The organism is uncultured Abiotrophia sp. (assembly GCF_938010525.1).
Lineage (GTDB): Bacteria > Bacillota > Bacilli > Lactobacillales > Aerococcaceae > Abiotrophia.
This window is the reverse complement of the sequence record NZ_CALLVK010000019.1, coordinates 1-18,471: the sequence shown is the minus strand read 5'-3', so window position 1 is coordinate 18,471 and position 18,471 is coordinate 1. Positions and strand designations below refer to the sequence as shown.

Below are 18,471 nucleotides of genomic sequence, written 5' to 3'. Positions count from 1 at the left end.
TCAAATCTCGTTTTACGAGTTACTTATAAGATATAGTGGCTTAAATCAGGACTTTCTACAATCTTATCTAAACGTTGACTGACATAGGCACCATTAATCTCAATACGGCCCATATTCATATCAGCAGCTTCATAGAGTAATTCCTCTAAGACGGTCTCGACAATGGTGTGGAGACGACGAGCCCCAATATTATCGGTTGTCTCATTTAATAGCACCGCGTATTCCGCCATTTTATCAATGGCAGATTCCGTGAAGATAACTTCTACCCCTTCAGTTGCAAGCATGGCTTGGTATTGATGCAAAATAGCGTGAGCTGGCTCTTGTAGTATACGGCGGAAATCATCCACCTTAAGGTCGGTCAACTGGACACGGATTGGGAAGCGGCCCTGTAATTCAGGAATTAAATCAGAAGGTTTGGCCACATGGAAGGCACCCGATCCAATAAAGAGTATATGATCAGTTGAAATAATACCGTACTTAGTCTGAACGTCACTACCTTCAACAATTGGCAAGATGTCACGTTGGACCCCCTGACGGCTAACTTCTCCTCCATGGTTGGAAGAAGTCGCAATCTTATCGATTTCGTCGATGAAGATAATGCCACTGTTCTGAGCCAATTCCAAAGCCTGTTGGTTGATATCATCTTGATTAACTAGGTGATCTGACTCTTCTTCTGTCAGTAATTCGAGGGCTTCCTTAACGGACACACTGCGTTTGATTTTTTTCTTAGGCCGTAAGTTTTGGAACTCGGATTGGACATCCATCATTTGTTCCATCATAGGATTTAAGTTGTTGAGTTGCAGTTTCTTCTCTTCTAATTCAATGGTGACTTCCTTGTCATTAAGTAAGCCTTGGCGCAATTGCTCCTTGATTTGGCGGCGACTGACCTTAATGTCATCTGTCACCACTTCCTGAGGCTCCTCCTGGCTTTGAGTCATTTTTTGCAACATGGCCATAAAATCATTAGGTTGAGCTTGTTGTTTCTTCTCTTGTTTAATACCAGGTTTAAGAGCCTTAGCTAGACGAGTCAAGGCACGTTCATAGGCCTCTTCTCTCACTTCTTGATGTTTAATCTTCTTGACCATGCGAATGCTGGCTTCAACCAAGTCACGTACCATGGCCTCTACGTCACGACCAACATAACCGATTTCGGTATACTTGGTCGCTTCTACTTTGACAAAAGGAGCATTGGCGATTTCAGCCAAGCGTCGCGCAATCTCGGTCTTCCCGACCCCAGTTGGCCCAATCATCAAGATGTTCTTTGGCTTTACTTCAGCCTGCATAGCTGGATCTAGCTTGAGACGGCGCAGACGATTGCGCAAAGCAATGGCAATGGCACGTTTGGCTTCATCTTGTCCGATAATGTATTTATTTAACTCATTGACGACATAACGTGGTGTTAATTGACTCATAATCAATTCATCCCTTCTATTATAATGGCAAGTCAGCCCTCTTAGGCTTCTTCCACACGGATTTGGTCATTGGTGAAAACATCAATCTCACTGGCAATTTGCAGCGCTTGTTTGGCAATGTCTACGGCATTCAATTCTGGCGCGTTACGCTTAAGAGCACGGGCTGCCGCTAAAGCATAGTTGCCTCCTGAACCAATGGTCAAAATGCCATCATCTGGCTCAATGACTTCACCGGTCCCACTGACCATGAGGAGATTGTTCTTATCCATGACAATCAGTAGGGCTTCTAGCTTCTGTAATGTCCGATCAGAACGCCAAGACTTGGCTAGTTCGACTGCCGCTCGGGTTAATTGTCCTTGGTGCTCACTGAGCTTGGTCTCGAACATTTCTGATAAGGTGATAGCGTCCGCTACACCACCCGCAAAGCCAACTAGAACTTGGTTATGATAAATGCGTCGAATCTTACGGGCAGAGCCTTTCATAATGACTTGTTGGCCCATTGTAATTTGGCCATCCCCAGCCATGGCTAGTTGATTATCTTTTTTTACAGCACAAATTGTTGTCATGATGGTCACTTCCTTTTAGCGTGATTATTTATCTTGCTTGGCTTGTTTGGCCCTAGGATGGGCTTTAAGGTATTGGCTGCGCAATTGGTCTTTAGTTACATGCGTATAAATTTGGGTTGAACTGAGGTTGGCGTGGCCCAGTAGTTCTTGAACCGTTCTCAGGTCTGCCCCCTTATTTAGCAAATGTGTGGCAAAAGAATGCCGCAATTTGTGGGGATAAATCTTCAAGTTCATAGCCTGTTCTTGAACCAAACTGTTAAGTCGCGTCCGAATCTGTCTAGGTGTCATTTGAGCACCCTTGTCAGTCAGTAGCAGGTATTGACTCTTCTTAGAGTCTATTTTTGGTCTTAGATACGTCAAATAATCCCGAATAGCTTGGGTTGCCGAATCACCCAAGGGGACGATACGCTCCTTATTCCCCTTCCCTAGAACACGAATAAGTTGCACCTCTAGGTTGAGGCGATCTAAGCTCAATTCGCTCAGTTCACTGACCCGCATGCCTGTCGCATAGAGAACTTCTAAGAGCATTCTGTCACGCCAAGCTGCATCATCTTCCCGCTTATAAAGGGCATCGAAGAGTTGAGTCAGTTCTTGTTCATAGAAGAATTGTGGCAAGCTCTTCTTTTTCACCTGGTACTGAACCAATTCCATGGGATTAGTCTCAATCCACCCCTGGCTTAGGCAGTAGGTAAAAAATGATCGAAGGCTGGATAACTTGCGACGAATACTGGTTTTGGCGTAAGCTTGTTCATTGAGGTAGGCCAGATAGAGTCTTACGTCTTGGTAGGCAATTTGCTTCAAATGTCCGCCACCGCTGGTCTCAATAAAAGACTGAAAAGCCGCTAAGTCTTGTTGATAGGCAGCCAGGGTCTTCTGGGAATAGCGTCTTTCAACACTGATGTATTGGAGAAAACGCGCAATAGCTTCCTGCATAAGACCACCATCTTTCATTCTTTCTATGTCTTTTAGTGTATCACTTTTTTGCTCTTGAAGCGACTGCCCCGCCTCATTTGCTGTCATTTGTTAAGAATTGATAAACAAAAAGAGATTAAACCACGGTTTAATCTCTTTCATGCCGGCAAGGGACTTACTTACTTTTGAATGTCTTCTTGATAGTCACAGTGACTGCAAGCAACTTGTTTGCCCTTGCGACTTGTTTTTTCTACTAGATAGTGTTGGCAGACTGGGCAGTCGCGACCAACCGGCTTATCCCAAGAGACAAAGTCACAGTCAGGATATCGATTACAACCAAAGAAGAGACGATTCTTCTTGGATTGGCGTTCGACCACTTGGCCCTGATGACACTGCGGACAGGTCACGCCAATGGTTTTGACGATAGCTTCTGTATGGCGGCAATCCGGAAAGTTGCTGCAAGCATAGAACTTACCAAAACGGCCAATCTTAATGACCATATCGTGGCCACATTCAGGACAGGCAAACCCAGCAGGCTCATCCTTGATATCAATCTTAGCAACTTCTTCTTCGGCCTTGGTTAAATTGCCTTTAAAGCCTTCATAGAAGGATTCTAGGACTTGTACCCACTGGAACTTGCCTTCTTCAATGGCATCCAGTTCCGTTTCTAAGCCAGCCGTAAACTCGGTATTCACGATATTAGGGAAATAACTCGTCATGAGATTATTGACAATCTCGCCTAGTTCAGTTGGTTCAAACCGCTTAGCTACCATTTTGACATAGTAACGTTTGCGCAAGGTTTCAATAGTTGGTGAATAGGTAGATGGACGGCCAATCCCCTTTTCTTCTAAGACCTTAACCAGGGAGGCTTCGTTGTAACGAGCAGGTGGTTGGGTAAAGTGCTGACTTGGATTCATATCCGCCACCTTGACTGCTTCTCCAACTTTTAAGTCTGGCAGGAAGTTATCCTTAGTCCCTTGAGATGGATAAACCTTAAGGAAACCAGGAAATTTAATCTTAGAACCATTTGCACGGAAGCTTGCGCCATTCTGACTTAAGTCACAACGAATGGTATCGTAGACTGCATCTGCCATCTGACTAGCCACAAAACGGGACCAGATCAAATTATAGAGTCTATATTGGTCCTTAGTTAAGGATGCTTGGATGGACTCTGGAGTAAGTGTCACATTAGATGGACGAATAGCTTCATGGGCATCTTGTGCACTTTGACCATTACGAACTACTTTTCCAGGTCCAAGGTATTCAGATCCAAAGGTCTCATCAATATAATCCAGGGCCGCTTGACGAGCACTTGGCGCAATGCGGGTTGAATCCGTACGCATATAGGTAATCAAACCGACGGTGTTGCGGCCAATGCTTATCCCTTCATAGAGCTGCTGAGCAACCATCATGGTCTTGCTAGTACGGAAGCCAAGACGATTAGACGCTTCTTGTTGTAGGGTTGAAGTTGTAAATGGCGCTTGAGACTTGCGACGACGCTCCTTCTCCTCAATCTCATCCACCTTGAATGGGGCCTTTTGATCAATGCGTTTCATCACGGTTTGGACATCCTCATGACTCTTAAGTTCACGCTTTTTGCCATCTAATGCATAAAAATCAGCCTGAAACTTGCTTTTGCTCTTAAGGAAGGTTGTCGGAATATCCCAATACTCTTCTGGTTTGAAGTTGCGAATTTCCATTTCACGGTCAATAATCAGTTTCAATGCCGTCGACTGTACCCGACCAGCAGATAGGCCTTTTTTAACTTTCTTCCATAATATAGGTGAAATAGAATAACCTACTACCCGGTCCAAGATACGACGCGCCTGTTGAGCATCGACCAACTCTTGGTCAATGGCACGTGGATGCTTGAAGGCCTCCTTAACAGAATCCTTGGTAATTTCGTTAAAGACCACGCGATTCTTGTCATTAGGATCCAACCCAAGAATGTGTGAAAGATGCCAAGCAATGGCTTCCCCTTCGCGGTCCGGGTCGGCTGCTAGGTAGACTTTTTCAGCCTTTTTGGCGTATTTACGCAGTTCTTTAATGGTATCTCCGCGACCACGAATGTTAATGTAGCTAGGTTCAAAATGGTTGTCGATGTCCACACCCATTTTACTTTTAGGCAAATCACGCAAGTGTCCTTTGCTGGCTACTACTTTATAGTTCTTACCCAAGTATTTATCAATAGTTTTTGCTTTTGTCGGTGATTCGACAATCACCAGATATTTATAAGTCACCTGATCGACACATCCCTTTCTCGAGCAAGGGGGCTTGCTTCAATGTAAATCGTATCAATCTTAGACGAAACCGGATCGCTTGTCAACACTTTTAATTCTTTATTGCTTGGAGACGATAGAGAGTTTCCAGCTCTCCCAAGAAATCTGGCAGACTATAAATGGCATTAGCTCCCGCTTCAATTAACTGATTACATCCGGCTGAATTGGTCTCACTCAAATGTCCTGGACAGACATAAATCTCTCGATTATACTGTAGGGCAAAATTAGCTGTGATGAGACTCCCGCTCTTCAAGGCTGCTTCCACAACCACCAGTGCTGGCGCAATCCCCGCCACCAATCGATTACGCATAATAAAATGATGTTTTTTGATTCCTATATGAGGCAAATACTCTGACAAGAGCAAGTGGGATTGCCCTAATTCAGCCATAAGGCTTGTATGACTTCGTGGATAACAGGTGCCAAAACCAGCTGGTAAGATGGCAATGGTTTTGCCGCCAGGGGTATTAAGAGCTGTTCGATGAACTATAGCATCTACTCCCAAGGCCATCCCTGAGACACAGACATAGCCTGAATGACATAAGGCTTGAGTTAGAGAATTCGCATCTTTTTGGCCTTGGAGACTTATGGCTCGAGTCCCAACAATGGAAATTAGTGGCTCTTGTAGCCATTCAATATGCCCCTGATAATAGATTAGTAAGGGAGGCTTAGGAATCTCTAACCAAGCCCTAGGATAAGTAGGCTCTCCAATCATAAGCGTACGCTTAGCCAAATCCTTGACTCGCAGATAGCTTTGGTCATCCAGATAAAAATGGAAGCCTGGATTTTCTAATATGCCTTCTTCTTTCTGGACTTCTATCAGCATGGCCTGACAGTCTACAAGGCTAAGTGCATGACGATGACAAGCTCTATTAATGGCATGCTTAAGGTAATACCAAATCTCACGATAGTTAGCACCTTCAAGGCTTAAAAGAATGAGTTGTTCCTTCATCGAAAAATCCATCAAGATTCCCCCTTCATACTATATATAGGCAAAAAGGAGAATAAAACACGTCTTTAAAAGATAAAAAGTTACAAGACTATATAAATAGTAAGAAAAGCATATATAAGAAAAAACTGGGATTGAATCCCAGTCCCCCTTATTCTAGTTAAAGATCTTATATGCTACCTTCTTTAGATAAGCTATCTAGCAAGTCAAGCCCTTGACGGGAAATTCCATCAATAATGAAGTGATATGGCTGTCCTTGGTCATCATAGAGAATAAGACCTGACAAATAGCCTTCGTGCTTAAGGTATTCTAAAGCTGAAATCACCTGGTCTTGGCTATATGAATGTGCATCTACAAAGTCTAATAGGTTTTCCAATTCGAAATGACCGGGCAGCTGACGATCAAGCGCTAAAAGTAAGTCCCACACTAGAGATTTTCTTGGTCTCATAACACTCTCCCTTTCTGATGAATAAATCAGGCATCCTACCACTCATTTTGTTAACTCATGAGCATTTCTTCGCCAAATAAACCCTCGCTTTAAAATAGATTATACAACTATCATAAAGCGTTTTCAACAAACTGTCAAGTAAGTATAGTTAAGCCAGCAGACTAGATAAATCTGCTGGCTTAAGGGCTGTCTAAAGTGTCTTCTTTTTCTTGGCTACCTTACTCAAGCTAACTTTAGCTAAAGTATTGTAAGCCTGGAATTGATTAATAAAGGCATGGTCGCTAATCTCACGCTTAAGTTCTATGATATAGTCTAACTTAAGCAAGGAATCGCCATCTTCAAAAGAAATGGAGGCTAGTTCTACAGACTGACAAAGCGCTTCAAAAATACCCTCAAAGAGCAAATCATAATCTTGATCAGCCGAAATTTTCACAGTAAGATAACGACGGGATTGGCTTGTATTAGCAAAATTGACATGCTCCAAAATCAAGAGCAGACAGGTCAAGACAAGGGTAAAGACCAAGGCTAGGAAGACATAGCCCATCCCACAAGCTAAACCGATAGCAGTCGCCATGAAGATAACTAGCATCTCTTTGGCACCCCCTGCTGCAGAACGGAAGCGAATGAGACTAAAGGTCCCGGCCACCGCCACACTGGTACCCAAATTACCATTCACTAAGAAGATCATCATGGCTATAATGGTTGGCAAGAGAGCCAAAGTTATAACGAAATCCTTTGTATAGAGCGTCTTGTACTTATAGACCCAAGCCAACCAGAGGCCAGTTATTAAGGCGACTACCAATGACATCATTAGCATTTCAGGCTTTGCATTGGCTTCATTAGCCACATAAACTGATAAGTGATAAAGATAAGCTCTCTAGGAGCTAATAGATATACTACAGCTGTCGTTTATAACCATCTTCTATATATGTAGATTTTGCGATTTAAGTAGTTCCTACTTTTGTCATGTGATTGTTATACTTGAAAAACTTCATATAAAAAGTCTAACGAGAGCTCTATCGTCTCTCGTTAGACTTCAAATCTATACATGTTTATTAATCATCTACATCTGGGTCGTCTGGATCATATGGATCATCCACGTCATCTTTGTCATCAGATTCATCGTCATCGCTATCTTTCAAGATGGACTGCACATTGAGTAAAGGTCTAAATACTGATGGTGCCTGTGATGACTCTGCATTAGAAGCTTGACTAGCTATATGTTCAGAACTTGCGAGACTCTCACTTGGTTGAGCATTCGAGACTAAAACTTGGTTGGTCTCATGAACTCGTAAAATTTGCCCATCTATCACACTAATTTGGTACTGATAAACGGTATTTTGATATTGAAAAGCGACAAAATAGCGGTCCTGAGACAGTTCTATTTCTAAGGCTTGGACTTGATCCAATGTCAAGCCCACCTCTGCTAAGGCATAATCTCTGGCTTGATTGCTGGAAACTCTGAGCTCGCTTATCTGACTATCTGTCACCTGATTAGCAGGTGGTTGTGCCATCACAAAGACAGAACGTGATAGTAAGACTAAAGTAGTCACTCCTAGAATGACCAAAACGGATAAGAAGCGAATTGGATAGCGATTATCCATAATGGCTAATATGCGTCGCTTCAAATTGAAACGATTGGAATAGAAGCAAGTGGTTAAAGCTACTTGGTTTTTCTTGCTTCGGTCAATCATGGTCAGAATTGTCTCACCATAGAAGATGCGATAGCTAACATCTTGTTGGGCTAATACGGTAGCATCACAGTACATTTCCCCTGCTTCCAACAACTCTTTGCTTGCGAAACGAACCAATGGGTTGTACCAGTAGAGGCTCTTAATAAACATGGCTAAGAGACTAACATAAACATCTCCGTGCTTATAGTGGACTAATTCATGATGGAAAATTAAACTAAATTCTTCCTCTGTATAGTCAAGCTCAGGAAGCACAATGGTTGGTTTTCTGAAGCCAAATAAGAGAGGACTGTGCACCAAAGGGCAATAAATTAGCCCAATTTCGCGTTTTACACCCACAAGAGCTTGCATCTCAGCTAAGTTTTCCCAGATGGCTAAATCTTCAACAGGGTCGCCCCATCGTTTGAGCATGGTCTGGAACTTGATGTAACTATAGAGCTGACGTCCAAGACAAATCAAGACACCTAACAGCCAGACCAACAAGATAGCATGCAAAATGTTAAAGGACCATGTAGGAGTTGGCACTGGTGCTCCTGAAGCTTCTAATGGTGTCGACCCTAAATGAGTCGGAGCTGAGGTCGGGAGTAATGGTGCGGGTGGCTGCACCTCAATTAAGCCTAAACTAAAGGCTGGTCTAAATGGTAACAAGAGACTCAGGATAACCCCAATCCAGATATAATATTTACTCCGGACTGAAAGTCGATTCTTGAAGAGCATAAAACAAATACTGACAAGTGGGATTAAGCAAGAAACTGACAAGCTAGTCAAAAAAAAGTTAAAGAGTAAATCTTGCATCTAGTCCCCTCCTCACTAGGATTTATGCTGATTAAGCAGATCACGCAATTCGTCCATGTCAGAATCAGTCAAGGAATTTGAGCGGAACAAGTTATTGATGAAACCACTGAGAGAGTGACCCTTGTAACGATTTAAGAAGTCAGAGGCCTCTACCTCGAGATAATCTGCTTCCGAAACGAGTGCCGTATAATGGCGTTCACGCCCCACTCGTTCGCTATTAAGGTAGCCCTTTTCGGTTAAGCGAGCTAAGACCGTGAGCAAGGTTTGTGGCTTCCAATGGTTGTCTTCACCTAGATATTCAATAATCTGGGCAGAAGTAGTGGGCTGTGGCAATTGCCAGATGGCCTTCAAAATGGTAAATTCGCCATCAGCTAGTCGTTTAATTTTTGCTGCCATAGAAATCTCCTTTCGTATGATAAAATCAATCTTTCTCACTTTAATTCTACAAATGTCTAAGGGTTTTGTCAAGCCTATCTTGTATTCTCTATAGAAAAATCGGTTCCTTGTCGGAACCGATTGAATTTTAAGATTCATATGCTTTGTACATGGACTTAACCGGTTCAAAAGACCGGCGATGAATAGGAGTATAACCTACTCTATCTAAGGCATCTAAGTGCTCCTTAGTCCCATAGCCCATATTCCGGTCAAAACCAAACTCTGGGTAAGTCTTGCTGTATTGGACCATTAACTCATCTCGATATACCTTGGCGATAATAGAAGCCGCCGCAATGGATAAGGAACGTTGATCGCCTTTGACCAAGGACTCTTGTGGCAAATCAGAATCAATATTAATGGCATCTAACAGCAAATAATCAGGTTTTACATTTAGGGCTTCAACAGCAGCCTTCATGCCCTGGCGAGTGGCTTGATAGATATTGTCCCGGTCAATAATGGCCGGAGGAATGGCCACAATTTTAAGATCAAGGGCAACTTCGCGGATTTGGCGGGCGAATTCAAGGCGTTTAGCATGTGACAGTTGCTTAGAGTCTGTTACCCCGACTAGTAAATTCTGGCAATCTCTAGGTAGGACAACTGCTGCTACCACAACTGGACCAGCCAGAGGACCACGCCCTACCTCATCTAAACCCGCAATCACTTGATAGCCAGCCTCATAGGCAGCTATTTCATGATTGAGTCTTTTTTGGTGTTCTTGATAAACTAACTCTTGATTTTGTATACGTTTGTGGCATTGTTCAAGCAATTTTTGGACACTTTTGCGCTCATCATTGGCCAGCGTCACTAAAAATTCATGAGATCTATCGTTTACCTCTAGCAAGGCTTGCTTAATTTGACTAACAGTTAACTTAGCCATTAATTTTCACCTACAGTAGAAACATCCAAAGGTACTTGATCCAAGGTCAAACTACCTAATTGGTGCTGACGATAATCGATTACTAATTTTGTAGACGCCTGGTCATAATCCTCTTTAAAGCCCAGTCGCTTGGTAATAACTAAAAGTAGTTCTACTAAGGGCAGTTGGCACTCTTGCTCAGTCACGCGGTAACGCTGCTTAAGCATATCTGAATGATTGGCCAAGACTAATTCTAATAGATAAAGGGCCAAATCATCCATATGGACCAGTTGGTCTTTGATGGCACCGGTTAAAGCCAATTTTTTGCCCACTAAAGGGTCATCAAACTTAGGCCACAGAATCCCTGGAGTATCCAGTAACTCGAAGTTACGCCCTACTTTTAGCCAACGTTGCGCCTTGGTTACCCCTGGCTTATTCCCGGTAATGGCCTGGTTCTTACCCACAAAGCGATTGATTAAAGTGGATTTACCTACGTTAGGGATACCCAGAATCATGAGGCGAATGGCACGCGGCTTGACCCCTTTTGCAGCTTGTTTGGCAAAGTAATCTGACATAAGTGCCTGACACTGCTTCTCAAGTTGTTTGAGACCTTTACCGTGCTGAGCATCGATAGCTAAGGCATGAATACCTTGACTTTGATAATAATTAATCCAGGCCTGGGTCTTGACAGAATCAGCTAAGTCCGCCTTGTTGAGGACCATGATGCGGGGCTTATTGCCTACAATTTCGTCAATCAAGGGATTGCGACTGGATTCAGGAATGCGAGCGTCGACTAGTTCAATGACAATATCGACAAGGTTGAGTTTTTCCTTGGCTTCACGTTTGGCCTTGGCCATATGGCCAGGAAACCATTGAATTGGTTGTGACACGAACTTTCCTCCTAGGATATAGTTTAAGGTGCGCTAATAGACAGGGAACCATCTGCTTGGAGCTGATACTGCGCCATGCGTCTCATTTGGTTGAAGGGCCAATAAACCAGATCCGCTTTCCCCTGAACCGAGGCAATGGGTACCAAACCGAACTGACGGCTATCACCCGACCCAGGTCGATTATCCCCCATGACAAAGTAGTAACCCTCTGGAATAGTCTCAATTCCCAAGGTATCCCACAAGGAAAAGTCTTGGGTAAATGGATGGCTATCAGCTTGAGATTTATAAGGTTCTAGATAAGGTTCAGGCACTGGTAAATCATTGAGATAGAGTTGGTCATTGTGCACTCTCAATCGATCACCAGGCAAACCAATAACCCGCTTAACATAGGAATTTCCTGATCCTTTTGGATCAGGAAATACCACTACATCAAAGCGATTAATCTTAGCACTAGGAAAGAGCAGCATGTGCTCTCCATGATGGAGGGTTGCCTCCATAGAATGGCCATCAACCTGAAAAGGCTGCAGAATGTACTGCCGAATACCTGTTAGGATTAAGACGGCAATCATGAGATAGAAAACCACATTGACCAGGTCACGGCCTAAGTTTCTTAGCGATCTCATGAGTTATTTCCTTGCTTAAGTACTTCTTTGGCCTTGTCGTACTGCGCATCATGAGTCTTGAGATAATCACGGGTTGCCTCGTTGAGGGCATCTGCTGTCTTACCAGTTACTTGACCATCTTCAGTCAATCCCTTATCTTTTTGGAAGGCCTTGACAGCAGCTTCCATCTTATCATCAAAGTATTCAGTAGACTCTAATTCATAGCCTAAAGCTTTAAGAATTAAAGCAAGATTTTTTACCCCATCGTTAGATTGGCCTTTGGCAAGGGTATCATCGTAGCTGAGGCTAACTGCCTTAGCCACCGGTTCTTGTTCGACAGCAACGGTCGGCTCAATTCCTTGTTTATGAATCCACTCACCTTTTGGCGTTAACCATTTAGCAATCGTTAGCTTCAATTCGCCAAGATCTGATTGATTAAGAACTTGTTGAACCGTCCCCTTACCAAAGGTCTTCTCGCCTACTAAATCATGTTTGGTGTTTTCCTTAATAGCAGCAGCTAAAATTTCACTAGCAGATGCTGAACCACCATCGATCAAGAAGACATAAGGCTCCGTGATTTTGAAGTCACCATATAATTTAGAATCCGCTGAAAAGACAGTCGGATCACTGCCACGTTCTTGAGTTTGAAGGATGACATCGCCATCTTTCAAGAACATATTGCCGATAGCAAGGGCCTGACTTAGGAGACCACCTGGATCATTACGTAGGTCGAAGATGAAGCTCTTAGCCCCGTCTTCACGGGCTTTCTTAACAGCATTCTCCAATTCCTTACCTGTATTCTCACCAAATTGGATAATTTTAATGTGGGCAATGGTTTTGTCTTGCTCATCCAAATTGCTAGTAACGGAATAATTTGGAATAGTGTCGCGAGTCAACTTAACATCAAAGTTTGACCCGCCACGACGAATGACTAGTTTGACTTCAGAACCCTTAGGGCCACGGATAAGTTTCATGACTTCTTGGGTCGTCTTGTCCTTAAGCTCTGTCCCATCTACGCTAACAATGACGTCATTTGGCTGCAAACCTGCTTTAGAGGCAGGTGTGTCATCAAGGGCACTAATCACAACCATTTCGCCACCTTTGACTTGGAACTGAACCCCAATCCCTTCAAAGGAATCACTCATGGCATTATCGAAGGCATCCGATTCTTCCTTGTTGAAATACTCTGAATATGGATCTTCTGTGGCAGACACCATCCCCTTAAGAGCACCTTCTAGTATTTTCTCCTTGTCTATTTCCTCAATGTAGCCTTCGCGAATAGAACGATAGACTTCCTGAATCTTCTGTATATCTTCATCCGATAGCTGTTCTTTTGAACCAAAGAGGCTAAACGGCGCTGCAGTCACTGGAACAGTCGTTGAAAGTACACTGGTTGTCACTAGTAAGGCAGAGAACCATTTCAATCCTTTGCTTAACTTCATCGAATCCCTTCTTTCCAATAATTAATTCGCTTATTTGCTTTGGAGCGCGTAAGCTGTTTCTAAGGCAACTTCCATCATTTGTGTGAAAGTTGTTTGGCGTTCTTCAGCCGTTGTTTCTTCACCCGTAATTAAGTGGTCGCTGATGGTACACATAGCTAAGGCTTGACGGTTGTGTTTAGCTGCCACGGCATAGAGCCCAGCTGCTTCCATTTCCACAGCTAAAACCCCATAACGAGCTAGTTTACCCTTGTCCATCTCTTCATTATAGAAACGATCGCTAGATAAAATATTACCGACATGGATATTTTCCTTAGGTAACTTTTCTGCTGCTAAGTGGTAAGCAGTATCTAGAACCTTGAAATCAGCTAAGGCTGCAAAGGAGACTTGACCATTGAAGATATTGATTAGGCAGCTAGAGTCTGTCGTCGCTCCTTGGCCAAAGACAATATCACGAACCTTAACAGATTCTTTCATCCCACCAGCAGTCCCGATACGGATAATCGTCTTAACGCCATAACTTTGATAGAGCTCTTCTGCGTAAATCATAGCTGAGGGAATCCCCATACCTGAACCCTGCACAGAAACTGGAACGCCCTTATAGGTCCCGGTAAAACCGAACATGTTACGTACAGTATTATAACGCGTCACATTCTCTAGGAAGGTTTCAGCAATATATTGGGCACGCAATGGGTCCCCTGGAAATAAAACAACTTCAGCGATTTGGCCTTCTTGGGCTGCAATATGAATCGACATAAAATGTAATCCTTTCTATTTGTTATAAAGATACTGTTGCCACGCATCATCAAAGATGGACAGTAGGCGTGAGTAATGAGGGTTATCTTCCATGTAACGTGAGATTTCATCAAACTCTTCGCTACGCTTGGGAAATCCTTGATCAGAGTGGATGGCGTTAGCCAAGCGACTCATGCGGTCCTTGGCACCATAGTCCACCGACCGAGAAATATAATCGTAAAAACTCTTTGCCATTAGGTCCTCCTTTGTGTTCGTATACAACCATTCTACCAAAAATAGGCCACAAGATGCAAAACATAGTCCCTAGGGCTTTAACTTTCTTTCTCAAGTCATTTGCGGTACAATGAAGCTAAGGAGGGAAAATATGAAAGAAACACTTAAATTATCCTATACTAAACAAGTCATCATTGAAGTCCTCAATGCTGCAACTCATGGTATTGGTGCCCTCTTGAGCATTATTGCCACGGTTGCACTCATTCTCAAAGGCGTGCAACATGGCTCACATCTAGAAATCGTATCCTATGCTATATACGGGGCTAGCCTCTTCCTATTATTCTTGAATTCAACCCTTTATCATTCCTTTAGCCTAACTCGCTATAAGGACGTCTTCCAGAAAATCGACCATTCTTCTATCTATCTCTTAATCGCAGGAACTTACACCCCCTACCTCATGGTTTCAATTGGGGGGCTTGTGGGTTATGGTTTCCTAGCCCTTGTCTGGGCCTTGGCCATTGGAGGCATTATCTTCGAAGTCTCTTCTATCGGCCGTTGGCCAAAACTCAGTACCTTCCTCTATCTAGGATTAGGATGGCTCAGTGTCTTCATCATCTACCCCTTAGCACAATCTATTCCCTTAACCGGGATTCTACTCTTAGCTTTGGGTGGTGTCACCTACTCACTGGGAACGATTTTTTATCGTATGAAAGACAACAAATGGATGCACATTATTTGGCACCTTTTTGTATTAGGCGGCGCCGTCTTTATGTTTTATAGCATTCTATACTATGTGTAAAAAAATCCAATGGTTGCATAACCATTGGATTTTTTCATCCCTTTATCACTCTCAAGAACTATTATAGTCTACTCTTTAACTTACAAACTATTTTAAGCCCCTAAATCGACTCGTTTTGATTTTCTTCTTATCAATTCCCTTATCCTTAAGGAATTTGGTCATAGCATTAACATCATCGGCCTGTCCCGCTAATAGATAAGTCGCATCATTACCATAGCGCTCAACTGCTTCATTTAAATAGGCTTGACTTTGAGAAAGACTGGAGCTGCTCTCATAGCTTAGATTTGCATGATTTTTAGCTGAAACTTCCAGTTCATTGTTAAAGACCATCACCCCTTTACTTAAGTGGCTCAAGACCAATTCGCGTTTACCTAGCTCTTCTTTGATGATTGGGCGAATGGCCGCAATACCGACATCTGAGGCAAAACATACGAAGGGTTTATTGCTGTCTGCCGTGGATAAGCTTGAGTCCAACCAACTTAGCTCTACTTTGCTTCCCGCTGGCAGATTAGTTAGACTTTTTTTGTAAGGACTGCCACTATTATGAGTCAAAATTAAAATTTCACCTTCATTTGAATTTGAAGCAATCGTTAGCCAACGGCTACTTTCCCCATCTTTAGCTTTGCTTTTGCTTGCACCCGTTACAACCTCGCTAGCGGTTTGAGGATTATCTATACTATTTGGTAAATAAATCTTAGCGTGTGCACCTGCTTTCCATTGCATATTGTTAGGTTTAGCCAAGTGTATGAGGCTTAAATCCCCCTCTAGTTTTTCAATAGAAAGGACAGATAGCGTTTGACTACGCCCAAGATAAGCGATAATGCCCCAAGCGATAATACTTAAACTTACAATGACTACTAGGATAGTGATTAACATCGTTTTACCTCTTTTCATTTCTTGTTTTTTCATGACTTTATCCTCCTAGCACAAGAATGAACATATATTATATTCATTCATTTTGCGGCAAAATAAAGAGTTACTCTTTATTTTAAGACGCCTTTAACGAAATTAGTTGCTAATATTTCAAGTGTTCTATTTAAATCTGGCACATCTTGTTCTGTGATTTGCATATCCATGTAATAGAAAAGATTGTAGACACGTAAAATATCCTGAATTTTATCTTGGGAGTAACCTTCTGCTAACATTCGACTGGTAAAAGTTTCGACTAGAAAATTGTGGAAAGGATTTGAAACTTTCCCTTCTTCGGAAGAATAATATCCATGTAATTGATCTGCGATTGCAGGATTATACCACTCCTTAAGGATTTTATTGGAAGAAACCAAGGAACGTGACCGTGCAAAAATTTGGCTAACTAGTTCAACCATATCCATTTGCCAATCAATTTCTTCAATCATAGCTTGACGAGCACGATTGTTTTCATCAATGTAGATATCCAAAAAAATGGCTTCTTTACTATCATAATAATTATAGAAAGAGCCGACTGCCATGCTAGCCTGCTTGGCAATTTCTGAAATTCCCGTCGCTTTGTAGCCTTTTTTAGAAAAGACTTCATAAGCGGCTAACTTTAGAGCTTGCTTTTTATCCAATCTTATCGTTCCTCCTTTTGTGTAGTTGAGTGAATAGATTTTATATTCATTCATATTCTACAATAGAAAGTTTAGCTTGTCAAACAAATTCTCCTCTCATCAACAAGTAAATCCTAGTACTTGTAGCACTAGGATTTATATCTCTCTATTAGTTTGACAAAATAAGTGCCGCAATCAACGGGCTAATAAAGACATAGAGTAAACCCGTCACGCCAATTGCCAGACCTGCCATGGCACCCGCAACTTGGCCATATTTGAAGGCTGTACCGGTACCTACTGCGTGCCCTGTTCCACCTAGGGCTAACCCAACTGCTACATGGTCATCAATCTTCAATATTTTTAAAACAACAGGCCCCAAAACGCTTGTCAAAATCCCAGTGGCCACTACAACCACTAAGGTCACGGTTGTCATGCCTTGCATCTTGTCGATAATCCCCACCGCCATAGCAGTCGTGACTGATTTAGGGAAAAGCGAAATCGCTAGGAAGAAATCCATACCAAAAAGCTTAGCAAGGAGTGCGGTAAAAGTCGTATTAACTAAAACCGCAATTGAAGTCCCTAAGAGAATACTGCGTATATGGTGTCTCATCAAGTGGAAGGTTTTATAAAGCGGAATTCCCAAAGCTACTGTCGAAGGCACAATTAGAGTGTTAAGATAATTGCCTCCCACGTAATAAGCACGATAAGGAATAGCGGTTAGCTTGAGGACGACAATAATTAGGATGGTCGCAATCAGAAGTGGCGTCGTCAATGGGTGAGGCCAACGTCGATTGAGTCGCATACCTAGATAGTAAGCTAGAATGGATAGTCCAAGACCAAATAAGGGATTTTCCCAAAAATCAGCAGTCATCTAGTTTACCTCCTCAGTAAAGTCATCCACAAAACGATCCTCGTAGTTGCCTTCATAGCGGTTCTTAACATAATTAACCACTAAGGCAATAACCACAATATTAAGTAAAATAGCACCTACTATGATGAGCACAATTGGCCCTAGAAAAGGCGCAATGGCCTCATAACGGTCCATAATCCCGACAGCAGCTGGCAGAAAGAGAATGGTCATATTAGCCAAGAGAAAGTTACCTACTGCATTGACATGACGCAAACGCAGGAGCTTAAATTCAAGAGCTAAAAATAGGAGGATTAAGCCCAAAATAGAGCCGGGGATCGGTAATTGAAAATAAGTCGAAATCCCCTCTCCTATAAAGGCCAATAAGACAATAATCATGAACTGGATATAAAGTTTCACAATGAATCCTCCTTTTCTCACTTTACAAGTTTACCCTTTTTTAGCCAGATTGCAAGTCATAAAAAAAGGATTGGCCCCTAAGTCCAATCCTTAGCTTGATTAATGAGCGACCTTACCTTGGTTAGCCACAGCAGACATTTTAGCTACTAGAGTTTCTTGGTCGCCTAGGTAATAATGTTTTATAGCTTGGAAGTTGTCATCAAATTCATAGACTAGTGGCACTCCTGTCGGAATATTCACTTCCATAATTTGATCTGAGCTTAATTTATCAAAATACTTAACGAGCGCACGAAGTGAGTTTCCGTGTGCTGCAATGATGATTCGTTGCCCTTCTGCCATTTGTGGCCGAATCACGGATTCAAAGTAAGGGACGACCCGTTCTATGGTGGTAGCTAGACTTTCCGCCAAGGGCAGACTTTCCTCTGTAGGCACACGTCGGTATTGGTCTTGCAAACGCGGGTTGCGACTATCACTAGCATCTAAGCTTGGGGGCAAGACATCGAAAGAACGACGCCAGATTTTAACCTGCTCTTCGCCATATTTCTCTGCCGTCTCAACCTTATTCAAGCCTTGTAGGGCGCCATAATGACGTTCATTTAACTGCCAAGCCTTATGGACTGGCAGCCAAGATCGGTCTAA

The 18,471-nt window shown here is 42.7% G+C and carries 21 protein-coding genes; 1 reads left to right on the top strand and 20 read right to left on the bottom strand.

Annotated elements, in window-relative coordinates:
• Positions 1–23: 23 nt before the first annotated feature.
• The 15 genes from hslU to Q0339_RS03650 form a co-directional block, all read right to left on the bottom strand.
• Positions 24–1,412 carry an ATP-dependent protease ATPase subunit HslU gene (gene hslU, locus Q0339_RS03720; protein ID WP_298077457.1) on the bottom strand — a complete coding sequence of 463 codons (1,389 nt, stop codon included), beginning with the start codon at positions 1,410–1,412 and terminating at the stop codon, positions 24–26.
• Positions 1,413–1,453: 41 nt separating this feature from the next.
• Positions 1,454–1,978, bottom strand: a complete 525-nt coding sequence (hslV, locus tag Q0339_RS03715) for an HslVU peptidase proteolytic subunit (RefSeq protein ID WP_298077456.1) — start codon at positions 1,976–1,978, stop codon at positions 1,454–1,456.
• 24 nt (positions 1,979–2,002) lie between these two features.
• The gene (gene xerC / locus Q0339_RS03710; protein ID WP_298077455.1) at positions 2,003–2,929 is read right to left on the bottom strand and encodes a tyrosine recombinase XerC; all 927 of its coding nucleotides are present in this window, start codon (positions 2,927–2,929) and stop codon (positions 2,003–2,005) included.
• A 140-nt stretch (positions 2,930–3,069) separates the two neighbouring features.
• A complete protein-coding gene (gene topA, locus Q0339_RS03705) occupies positions 3,070–5,130 on the bottom strand; it encodes a type I DNA topoisomerase (RefSeq protein ID WP_298077454.1) in 2,061 nt (686 codons plus the stop codon).
• 91 nt (positions 5,131–5,221) lie between these two features.
• Positions 5,222–6,118, bottom strand: a complete 897-nt coding sequence (gene dprA / locus Q0339_RS03700; protein ID WP_298077453.1) for a DNA-processing protein DprA — start codon at positions 6,116–6,118, stop codon at positions 5,222–5,224.
• Positions 6,119–6,284: 166 nt separating this feature from the next.
• The gene (locus Q0339_RS03695) at positions 6,285–6,542 is read right to left on the bottom strand and encodes a hypothetical protein (protein WP_298077452.1); all 258 of its coding nucleotides are present in this window, start codon (positions 6,540–6,542) and stop codon (positions 6,285–6,287) included.
• A gap of 211 nt (positions 6,543–6,753) precedes the next feature.
• Positions 6,754–7,374 (bottom strand): DUF4956 domain-containing protein, encoded by a 621-nt coding sequence (locus tag Q0339_RS03690; RefSeq protein ID WP_298077451.1) that lies wholly within the window; start codon positions 7,372–7,374, stop codon positions 6,754–6,756.
• A 244-nt stretch (positions 7,375–7,618) separates the two neighbouring features.
• Positions 7,619–9,049 (bottom strand): M56 family metallopeptidase, encoded by a 1,431-nt coding sequence (locus tag Q0339_RS03685; protein WP_298077450.1) that lies wholly within the window; start codon positions 9,047–9,049, stop codon positions 7,619–7,621.
• Positions 9,050–9,064: 15 nt separating this feature from the next.
• On the bottom strand, positions 9,065–9,445 hold the full coding sequence (locus tag Q0339_RS03680; protein ID WP_298077449.1) for a BlaI/MecI/CopY family transcriptional regulator: 381 nt from the start codon (positions 9,443–9,445) through the stop codon (positions 9,065–9,067).
• A 127-nt stretch (positions 9,446–9,572) separates the two neighbouring features.
• Complete coding sequence (locus Q0339_RS03675) at positions 9,573–10,361, bottom strand: ribonuclease HII (RefSeq protein ID WP_298077448.1); 789 nt, start codon at positions 10,359–10,361, stop codon at positions 9,573–9,575.
• Complete coding sequence (gene ylqF, locus Q0339_RS03670) at positions 10,361–11,230, bottom strand: ribosome biogenesis GTPase YlqF (protein ID WP_298077447.1); 870 nt, start codon at positions 11,228–11,230, stop codon at positions 10,361–10,363. Before ylqF ends, Q0339_RS03675 begins: the two co-directional genes overlap by 1 nt.
• Positions 11,231–11,253: 23 nt before the next feature.
• Positions 11,254–11,853: a signal peptidase I gene (gene lepB / locus Q0339_RS03665; RefSeq protein WP_298077446.1), complete on the bottom strand. Its 600-nt coding sequence runs from the start codon at positions 11,851–11,853 to the stop codon at positions 11,254–11,256.
• Positions 11,850–13,274 carry a S41 family peptidase gene (locus tag Q0339_RS03660; protein ID WP_298077445.1) on the bottom strand — a complete coding sequence of 475 codons (1,425 nt, stop codon included), beginning with the start codon at positions 13,272–13,274 and terminating at the stop codon, positions 11,850–11,852. The genes lepB and Q0339_RS03660 overlap by 4 nt, the downstream gene beginning before the upstream one ends.
• 30 nt (positions 13,275–13,304) lie before the next feature.
• Complete coding sequence (gene deoD, locus Q0339_RS03655) at positions 13,305–14,027, bottom strand: purine-nucleoside phosphorylase (protein ID WP_298077443.1); 723 nt, start codon at positions 14,025–14,027, stop codon at positions 13,305–13,307.
• Between the two features lie 15 nt (positions 14,028–14,042).
• A complete protein-coding gene (locus Q0339_RS03650; RefSeq protein ID WP_298077442.1) occupies positions 14,043–14,261 on the bottom strand; it encodes a YozE family protein in 219 nt (72 codons plus the stop codon).
• Positions 14,262–14,391: 130 nt separating this feature from the next.
• Between Q0339_RS03650 and Q0339_RS03645 the strand changes: the two genes are divergently transcribed.
• Positions 14,392–15,039 carry a hemolysin III family protein gene (locus Q0339_RS03645; protein WP_298077441.1) on the top strand — a complete coding sequence of 216 codons (648 nt, stop codon included), beginning with the start codon at positions 14,392–14,394 and terminating at the stop codon, positions 15,037–15,039.
• Between the two features lie 87 nt (positions 15,040–15,126).
• On the opposite strand, the gene Q0339_RS03640 is transcribed toward Q0339_RS03645, so the two are convergent.
• The 5 genes from Q0339_RS03640 to Q0339_RS03620 form a co-directional block, all read right to left on the bottom strand.
• Positions 15,127–15,933: a ferredoxin reductase gene (locus Q0339_RS03640; RefSeq protein ID WP_298077484.1), complete on the bottom strand. Its 807-nt coding sequence runs from the start codon at positions 15,931–15,933 to the stop codon at positions 15,127–15,129.
• Positions 15,934–16,022: 89 nt separating this feature from the next.
• Entirely contained in the window at positions 16,023–16,586 is a 564-nt protein-coding gene (locus Q0339_RS03635; protein ID WP_298077440.1) for a TetR/AcrR family transcriptional regulator, read from the bottom strand.
• Between the two features lie 148 nt (positions 16,587–16,734).
• On the bottom strand, positions 16,735–17,436 hold the full coding sequence (locus tag Q0339_RS03630) for an LrgB family protein (protein ID WP_298077439.1): 702 nt from the start codon (positions 17,434–17,436) through the stop codon (positions 16,735–16,737).
• Complete coding sequence (locus Q0339_RS03625; RefSeq protein WP_298077438.1) at positions 17,437–17,832, bottom strand: CidA/LrgA family protein; 396 nt, start codon at positions 17,830–17,832, stop codon at positions 17,437–17,439. It abuts the gene before it with no gap.
• Between the two features lie 99 nt (positions 17,833–17,931).
• On the bottom strand, positions 17,932–18,471 hold a 540-nt coding region (locus Q0339_RS03620; RefSeq protein WP_298077436.1), incomplete at its 5' end, for a 2,3-bisphosphoglycerate-dependent phosphoglycerate mutase.

What these genes read in the sequence shown, in the direction of transcription:
- hslU (WP_298077457.1), bottom strand. Translation starts at nt 1,412, where the DNA reads ATGAGTCAATTAACACCACGTTATGTCGTCAATGAGTTAAATAAATAC.
- hslV (WP_298077456.1), bottom strand. Translation starts at nt 1,978, where the DNA reads ATGACAACAATTTGTGCTGTAAAAAAAGATAATCAACTAGCCATGGCT.
- xerC (WP_298077455.1), bottom strand. Translation starts at nt 2,929, where the DNA reads ATGAAAGATGGTGGTCTTATGCAGGAAGCTATTGCGCGTTTTCTCCAA.
- dprA (WP_298077453.1), bottom strand. Translation starts at nt 6,118, where the DNA reads ATGAAGGAACAACTCATTCTTTTAAGCCTTGAAGGTGCTAACTATCGT.
- Q0339_RS03690 (WP_298077451.1), bottom strand. Translation starts at nt 7,374, where the DNA reads ATGATGTCATTGGTAGTCGCCTTAATAACTGGCCTCTGGTTGGCTTGG.
- Q0339_RS03685 (WP_298077450.1), bottom strand. Translation starts at nt 9,049, where the DNA reads ATGCAAGATTTACTCTTTAACTTTTTTTTGACTAGCTTGTCAGTTTCT.
- Q0339_RS03680 (WP_298077449.1), bottom strand. Translation starts at nt 9,445, where the DNA reads ATGGCAGCAAAAATTAAACGACTAGCTGATGGCGAATTTACCATTTTG.
- Q0339_RS03675 (WP_298077448.1), bottom strand. Translation starts at nt 10,361, where the DNA reads ATGGCTAAGTTAACTGTTAGTCAAATTAAGCAAGCCTTGCTAGAGGTA.
- lepB (WP_298077446.1), bottom strand. Translation starts at nt 11,853, where the DNA reads ATGAGATCGCTAAGAAACTTAGGCCGTGACCTGGTCAATGTGGTTTTC.
- Q0339_RS03660 (WP_298077445.1), bottom strand. Translation starts at nt 13,274, where the DNA reads ATGAAGTTAAGCAAAGGATTGAAATGGTTCTCTGCCTTACTAGTGACA.
- deoD (WP_298077443.1), bottom strand. Translation starts at nt 14,027, where the DNA reads ATGTCGATTCATATTGCAGCCCAAGAAGGCCAAATCGCTGAAGTTGTT.
- Q0339_RS03650 (WP_298077442.1), bottom strand. Translation starts at nt 14,261, where the DNA reads ATGGCAAAGAGTTTTTACGATTATATTTCTCGGTCGGTGGACTATGGT.
- Q0339_RS03645 (WP_298077441.1), top strand. Translation starts at nt 14,392, where the DNA reads ATGAAAGAAACACTTAAATTATCCTATACTAAACAAGTCATCATTGAA.
- Q0339_RS03640 (WP_298077484.1), bottom strand. Translation starts at nt 15,933, where the DNA reads ATGAAAAGAGGTAAAACGATGTTAATCACTATCCTAGTAGTCATTGTA.
- Q0339_RS03630 (WP_298077439.1), bottom strand. Translation starts at nt 17,436, where the DNA reads ATGACTGCTGATTTTTGGGAAAATCCCTTATTTGGTCTTGGACTATCC.